Genomic DNA, 6683 nt, shown 5'->3' on the forward strand with positions numbered 1-6683 from the left:
GTTCCTTGGCTCATGGGCACCAGTAAATCTCTAACGTAGGTTGCAGAAACGCGCGCACCGGCATGGCGGCGACGTCATCGGATGCCAGCGCGGCATTCAGGGTGGTCAGTTTCGACTGACCGGAAATCGACAGAATCTTGTGTTTCGCCGAAGCCAGCAGCGCACGGCTCATGGTCAGGCGCTGACGCGGCACGCTCGGCGCCAGCATCGGCCAGCAACGGCGGGTGCCATCGGCTTGCAGCGCTTCGGCCAGGTTCGGACTGTTCGGGAACAGCGACGCGGTGTGACCGTCATCGCCCATGCCCAACACCAGCACGTCAATCGGCGGCAGTTCAGCGAGCAAGCGATCAGCCTGTTCAGCAGCCTGCTCGACATTCGCTGCAGCGCTATACAGGCTGAGGAACTGCGCTTTTGCCGCCGGGCCTTTGAGCAGGTATTGCTTGAGCAGACCGGCATTGCTGTCGGCATGTTCAACCGGTACCCAGCGCTCGTCGGCGAGGGTCACAACGACCTTCGACCAGTCCAGTTCCTGTTTGGCCAGGTGCTGGAAAAACGCCACCGGGCTACGACCGCCCGACACCACCAGCACCGCGTTGCCGCGTGCCGCAATGGCCTCGCTCAATTGCTTGGCGACATTCAGCGCCAGACCTTCAGCCAACAGCACCGGGCTCTTGAATTCGTGAGCGTTTACGCCCGCAGGCAGTTGCACATTAGATATCGCCATACCACGACCTCCCATCCCGCGTGATCAATGCAATGGAGCTCATCGGCCCCCACGACCCGGCCGCGTACGGCTTGGGCGCGTCACCGGATTTTTTCCAACCGGCGATCAACTGGTCACACCATTTCCACGCGGCTTCGATTTCATCTTTACGGACAAACAGGTTCTGATTGCCATTCATCACTTCCAGCAACAACCGCTCGTAGGCATCGGGGATCCGCGCGCTACGCCAAGTGTCGGAGAAATTCAGTTGCAGCGGCCCGCTGCGCAGTTGCATGCCTTTGTCCAGGCCCTGCTCTTTGGTCATCACGCGCAAGGAAATGCCTTCGTCCGGTTGCAGGCGGATGATCAGTTTGTTACTGATCTGCAAGCGCTGCTCGGGGGCGAAAATGTAGTGCGACGGTTCCTTGAAGTGGATAACGATCTGCGACAACTTCTGCGGCATACGCTTGCCGGTGCGCAGGTAGAACGGCACGCCGGCCCAGCGCCAGTTGCGGATGTCGGCACGCAAAGCGACGAAGGTTTCGGTGTCGCTCTGGGTGTTGGAATTTGGTTCTTCGAGGTAACCCGGGACGGATTTGCCTTCGCTGTGGCCGGCGATGTACTGGCCGCGCACCACTTGCGTGGTCAGGCCTTCCGGACTGATCGGCGCCAGCGCCTTGAGCACTTTTACTTTTTCGTCACGAATGCTGTCGGCAGACAAGTCGGCCGGCGGATCCATGGCGATCAGGCAGAGCAACTGCAACAGGTGATTCTGGATCATGTCGCGCAGCTGGCCGGCCTTGTCGAAGTAGCCCCAACGGCCTTCGATGCCAACCTTCTCGGCCACGGTGATTTCCACGTGGGAGATGTAATTCTGGTTCCACTGGGTTTCGAACAGGCTGTTGGCGAAACGCAGGGCGATCAGGTTCTGAACGGTTTCTTTGCCCAGATAGTGGTCGATGCGGTAGGTGCGGTTCTCCGGGAAGAACTGCGCCACGGCATCGTTAACCTTGCGCGACGATTCGAGGTCGGAGCCGATCGGTTTTTCCAGCACCACGCGGGTGTTTTCCGCCAGACCGACGCTCGCCAGGTTCTCGCAGATCGCGCCGTACACCGCTGCCGGTGTGGCGAAGTAAGCAATCATGCGTTGCGTGCTGCCGGCCTGTTCGGCTAGCGCGACATAGTCTTCAGCCTTGAGGAAGTCGACGTGCAGGTAGCTCAGGCGTGCAAGAAAGCGCTCGGCCACGGCTTCGTCCAGCTCTTTGCCGACATAGCGGCGCAGTTCGGCGGCGATGAACGCCAGGTGCTGCTGCTCGGTGCCGTCTTCACGGGCCAACGCGATGATGCGCGTGTCCTCGTGCAACAGATCGGCGCCATCCAGGTGATACAGGGCAGGAAACAGCTTGCGCAGGGCCAGATCGCCGAGAGCGCCGAACAAGGCAAAGGTGCACGGTTCAACCGTAATCGAAGGCATGATGTTTGTTCTTTTATCAAGTTAAGCTACAAATACCTTTTTTCAAGGCATCACTCAAGGGAAAATGTAGTAATAACCACAACATTTTCGCAAAATACAGATTCCGAGTGGTGGTCGGTCGGAGCCATCAGTAGGATAGGCCACCGTGACGGGCCACATCAAAGGCCCAATTTGCATAGATCAGCGCACCTTTGCGCTGGTGAATTAGGAATTCCATATGGACCGCGTGCGAAATTTACTGGAACAGATCCAGAGTCGCCTTGAAGACCTGAACAAGGCCGAACGCAAAGTCGCCGAGGTGATCCTGCTCAACCCACAGCAGGCCACCCGCTTCAGCATCGCCGCCCTCGCCCAGGCCGCGTCGGTGAGCGAACCGACGGTCAACCGTTTCTGCCGTTCGTTCGGCGTCAGCGGCTACCCGGAACTCAAGCTGCAATTGGCGCAGAGCCTGGCCAGTGGCGCGGCGTACGTCAGCCGCGCGGTCGAGGCTGATGACAATCCCGAGGCTTACACGCAAAAGATTTTCGGCAGCGCCATCGCCTCGCTGGACAGCGCTTGTCAGGCGCTGGATCCGAACCTGATCAGCCGCGCCGTTGACCTGTTGATTCAGGCACGGCAGATCCACTTCTTTGGTCTCGGCGCTTCGGCACCGGTGGCGCTGGATGCGCAGCACAAGTTTTTCCGCTTCAACCTGGCGGTTACCGCGCACGCCGATGTACTGATGCAGCGGATGATTGCTTCGGTGGCGCACACCGGTGAGCTGTTCGTGATCATTTCCTACACCGGGCGCACCCGTGAACTGGTGGAAGTGGCGCGCATTGCTCGCGAGAACGGGGCTTCGGTGTTGGGTTTGACGGCGGAGAATTCGCCGCTGGCCAAGGCCAGTACGTTGAGCCTGAATATTCCGCTGCCGGAAGACACCGACATCTATATGCCGATGACTTCGCGGATCATTCAGTTGACCGTGCTGGATGTGTTGGCGACCGGGATGACCTTGCGGCGCGGGGTGGATTTCCAGCCGCATCTGCGCAAGATCAAAGAGAGCTTGAATGCCAGCCGGTATCCGGTGGGGGATGAATTTAATTAGGACGCTTCGCGTAAAAGATCGCAGCCTTCGGCAGTTCCTACAGGGGTTGATCGTTCCCACGCTCTGCGTGGGAATGCAGCCCGTGACGCTCCGCGTCACTGGACGCGGAGCGTCCCTTGAGGAATTACCACGCAGAGCGTGGGAACGATCATCAAGCCGCCGCCCACGCCTGCAAACTCAAATGCGCCTTCTCCCCCGGCGCCAGGTGCAGGCTGTCCGTCCCGCCCGCCGCCGCTTCAACACAGACAAACTCCGAAATCTCATCCCACGTCACGCCCAATAATGGCCGCGCCCCGGGATGCCAGACCACCGTGTCGGCACTGTCGCCGGTATCAATGCACAACTCGCGCTGCCAGGCATGATCTTTCAGCTGCAATTCGCCGTCATGCTGGAACACGCGCTGACACCCGCCATCCACGCGCAACTCGCCTTCCTGCTGACAACTCTGGCGGCTCAACTGGTCGTAACCCTGCGCCCCTTCGAGCCCAGACAGCGCTATCTCACCGACATCGCCAATACGCCAGTAAGCGTGCAAAGCCTGGCTCAACTGGCACGGCATATCATCCTGATGCTCGGTGCTCAGGCGCAGATCCATGCGTTCGCCAAGGTGCGCGTGCAGGTCAACCTGCCAGTCGCACAGTTGCAATTGCCAGTGCAAACGCACGCCGTCGTCGGCGGTGCTGCTGTCGAGTAATTTCCAGTCGAGCAAACGCGCCCAGCCATGCGACGGCCAAGCGTTCTCGCTCGGATGACGGCCATACCACGGCCAACAAACCGGCACACCCCCACGGATCGCCCCGACATGCGGCCACTTCGCCGCACACCACAACCACGGTTTTTGCCCGCGCGGCTGAAAGTGCAGCAACTGCGCGCCCTGACGACTGAACACCGCCTGACACAGCGGGTGATCGATCACCAACACGTCGCGCATCTGATAGCGCTCCCAAGCGAATATCGGCTGTTCGCGCAGGGATTTGAAGAAGCGTTGTAGCGGATGCTCATGCATGGGCCACGGTCCTGAAAATCATGGGGGTACTTATCAATCCAAAGCCTTGCATAGCACTTTGTGGCGAGGGGATTTATCCCCGTTGGGTCGCGAAGCGGCCCTAAAACCATTCACCGAGGTGTATCAGCCAGATTGTGCTTATCGGATTTGGGGCCGCTTCGCTGCCCATCGGGGCGGTGCGACGTTTCGCTAAATCCCCTCACCACAAATTTGTACGACACAAACATTGTTTACCTGTGTCACAAAAAAAAGCGGACAGCCTTGGCTGTCCGCAAATATGCGCACATAGAGAGGAGCTTATCGCAGACGCGTTAGAACGTAGACTGAATTTTCAGGCCAGCGACCAATGCGTTGTCCACATCATCCACACCGCCCGGGTGAGTGATGTACTGCAAGTTAGGACGTACGGTCAGCCAGTTTGTTACGTGGAAGCCGTAGTTGATTTCGTAGTTGTATTCGGTTTCACGAATCGGCGAGAACACCGGATTGTCGTAATCCGACACACCGTTGGAAACGTTGAGCAGCTCGGCGTTTTTCTTCACGTCATCGTTGACGTGAATACGTGCCGCGCCGATACCGACGTCATCCTTCGGACGTGCGTCGAACGGGCCTTTGTAGACAAACATCACCGACTGGTAGTTGTCGATGAAGTTGGTGTCTTTGTCGTGGAACGTGGCGTTGGCCGCGATGTTCAGACCGCGAGAAGCATCACCGTTGTGGCTGGTGAGTTGCTGTTGCGCCACAAACCAGTAGCCGCTTTTGCTGCTGTGGGTTTTATACGCGTCGCCCGTGGTAGCCGCGTCGAAACCGTTGACGTCTTCACGAACGTCGTCGGCATCGGCCGTGCTCTTGTAGTAACCGACGCGGTATTCGCCCGGCAGGCTGTTGACCTTCGGCGACCAGACCAATTCAACCGGCAAAACAGTCCCTTTGGTACCACTGCCGCTGAGTTTGAAGCCGTTGCCGTGTTCCAGCTGCGACGGGTTCTGGTTGTAAGCACCGATTTGCGCGTAGAGCTCGTCGTTGATGTTGTACTTCACGCGGATCGCGGCCTGGCTGACGGGCCAGTTGTACCAGATGTTGGTGGCCCAGTTACCCACTTGGGAACCGCAGAACGCCAGGTTCTGGAAGTCGCACGGGAAGGTATTGAAGTCTTCGCCTTCACCGAAGTAACCGGCCTTGACGTCGAGCTTGTTGTCGAAGAACTGGTGCTGAATCCACAATTGGGTCAGACGCACCATGTGGCCACGACCGTAAACTTCCTGCGAGGAGCTCAGGGTGCCGGCACGCGGATCGCCAACACGGTCGTTGGAGATGTTGTAACCGTTACGGTTGGTCAGCTGGATCTTGGCCTGAGTGTTATCCCAGCCCCACAGCTTTTGCAGATCGAGTGCCACGCCCAGACCGAACTGGTCAGCGTAACGCGCAGTCTTGTCGTCGTTGTAGCCACCGTTCAGGTTGCCACCGACTTCCCCAACGTAGTCAGCCTTGATGTCGATACCCTGCTCGATCAGCTTGGTACGCTCGCCACCCCAGTCGCCCGTCATCCATTTCGAATCGGAGCTGAAGGCATCCGCCGCCATGGCGTTACCGGCCAGCACCAATGCCGCCGCAGCTGATACTTGGCAGATCAACCGGGCATTGACGTGTTTCTTTTTCATCCCTACATCCTCGTCTTTATTGTTATTAACTGTTTTTATCTAACGCGGTTTACTTAAATTGCGATGCTCGACAGGCCGGGCACCGCGTTTCCCCTTGTGGGAGCGGGCCCTGTGGCGAGGGGATTTATCCCCGTTGGGCTGCGCAGCAGACCTAGCTTTTTGGGGCCGCTGCGCGACCCAACGGGGATAAATCCCCTCGCCACAAAAGCCCTCTCCTACATCAAATTTCAGCGGCCTTTGAATTGGGCGACGTTCGCAGACCGCGCATCGGTCTGTGGTTGACCGGCAGTGCCGAGGCGCTCGCCGGTGTTGGCATCAAACAACAACACTTTCGACGGATCGAATTGCAGCGTCAGGCTTTCGCCCACTTGCGGTGCCACGTCCGGCGCCAGACGGCAGCAGACTTTGGTTTCATTCAAATTGACGAACACCAACGTGTCCGGGCCGGTCGGCTCGGTGACCTGCACTTCGGCACGAATGCTGGGCAGGCCATTGCCCTCGCCGTTCGACAGAACGATCTGCTCCGGGCGCAGGCCGAGGATCACTTCGCGATCTTCAAGGCCGGCGTCCTGCATGCTCATCGGCAATTCGCAACGGGCCTGGCCGCTGTCGAGCAGCGCCAGCAGACGACCGTCCTTGCGTTGCAGGCGCAGCGGAATGTTGAAGTCGGCACGCACAAGGATGGTGAGTGGGTGCAGCTCAACACCAACATCCTGCAGATCGAAAACGAGTACTACTCCAACATCCGCCCG

General features: G+C 58.8%; 5 protein-coding genes and 2 pseudogenes. 2 read left to right on the top strand and 5 right to left on the bottom strand.

What is annotated here, in order from left to right; translation table 11 throughout:
• Positions 1-10: 10 nt before the first annotated feature.
• On the bottom strand, positions 11-724 hold the full coding sequence (gene pgl, locus ACIP1X_RS27205; protein ID WP_212543880.1) for a 6-phosphogluconolactonase: 714 nt from the start codon (positions 722-724) through the stop codon (positions 11-13).
• Positions 711-2177, bottom strand: coding sequence for a glucose-6-phosphate dehydrogenase (gene zwf / locus ACIP1X_RS27210; protein ID WP_053123011.1), 1467 nt, complete (start codon positions 2175-2177; stop codon positions 711-713). Before zwf ends, pgl begins: the two co-directional genes overlap by 14 nt.
• Positions 2178-2403: 226 nt before the next feature.
• Between zwf and ACIP1X_RS27215 the strand changes: the two genes are divergently transcribed.
• On the top strand, positions 2404-3264 hold the full coding sequence (locus ACIP1X_RS27215; RefSeq protein WP_171057240.1) for a MurR/RpiR family transcriptional regulator: 861 nt from the start codon (positions 2404-2406) through the stop codon (positions 3262-3264).
• A 151-nt stretch (positions 3265-3415) separates the two neighbouring features.
• On the opposite strand, the gene ACIP1X_RS27220 is transcribed toward ACIP1X_RS27215, so the two are convergent.
• From ACIP1X_RS27220 to ACIP1X_RS27230, 3 genes and pseudogenes are all read right to left on the bottom strand, one after another.
• Complete coding sequence (locus ACIP1X_RS27220) at positions 3416-4270, bottom strand: D-hexose-6-phosphate mutarotase (RefSeq protein ID WP_400755821.1); 855 nt, start codon at positions 4268-4270, stop codon at positions 3416-3418.
• 311 nt (positions 4271-4581) lie between these two features.
• Positions 4582-5931: a carbohydrate porin gene (locus ACIP1X_RS27225; RefSeq protein WP_053123015.1), complete on the bottom strand. Its 1350-nt coding sequence runs from the start codon at positions 5929-5931 to the stop codon at positions 4582-4584.
• Positions 5932-6158: 227 nt separating this feature from the next.
• Positions 6159-6590 (bottom strand): annotated as a pseudogene (locus tag ACIP1X_RS27230) (TOBE domain-containing protein); the annotation flags it as partial.
• Positions 6591-6593: 3 nt separating this feature from the next.
• On the opposite strand from ACIP1X_RS27230, the pseudogene ACIP1X_RS27235 reads away from it, so the two are divergent.
• A pseudogene (locus ACIP1X_RS27235) lies at positions 6594-6683 on the top strand (hypothetical protein); the annotation flags it as partial.

The sequence above is a fragment of the Pseudomonas sp. NPDC088885 genome (assembly GCF_044750025.1).
Taxonomy (GTDB): domain Bacteria; phylum Pseudomonadota; class Gammaproteobacteria; order Pseudomonadales; family Pseudomonadaceae; genus Aquipseudomonas; species Aquipseudomonas rustica.

Bases quoted from the DNA above. Each gene is read 5' to 3' on its own strand.
- ACIP1X_RS27225 (WP_053123015.1), bottom strand. From the start codon at position 5,931: ATGAAAAAGAAACACGTCAATGCCCGGTTGATCTGCCAAGTATCAGCT.
- ACIP1X_RS27220 (WP_400755821.1), bottom strand. From the start codon at position 4,270: ATGCATGAGCATCCGCTACAACGCTTCTTCAAATCCCTGCGCGAACAG.
- pgl (WP_212543880.1), bottom strand. From the start codon at position 724: ATGGCGATATCTAATGTGCAACTGCCTGCGGGCGTAAACGCTCACGAA.
- zwf (WP_053123011.1), bottom strand. From the start codon at position 2,177: ATGCCTTCGATTACGGTTGAACCGTGCACCTTTGCCTTGTTCGGCGCT.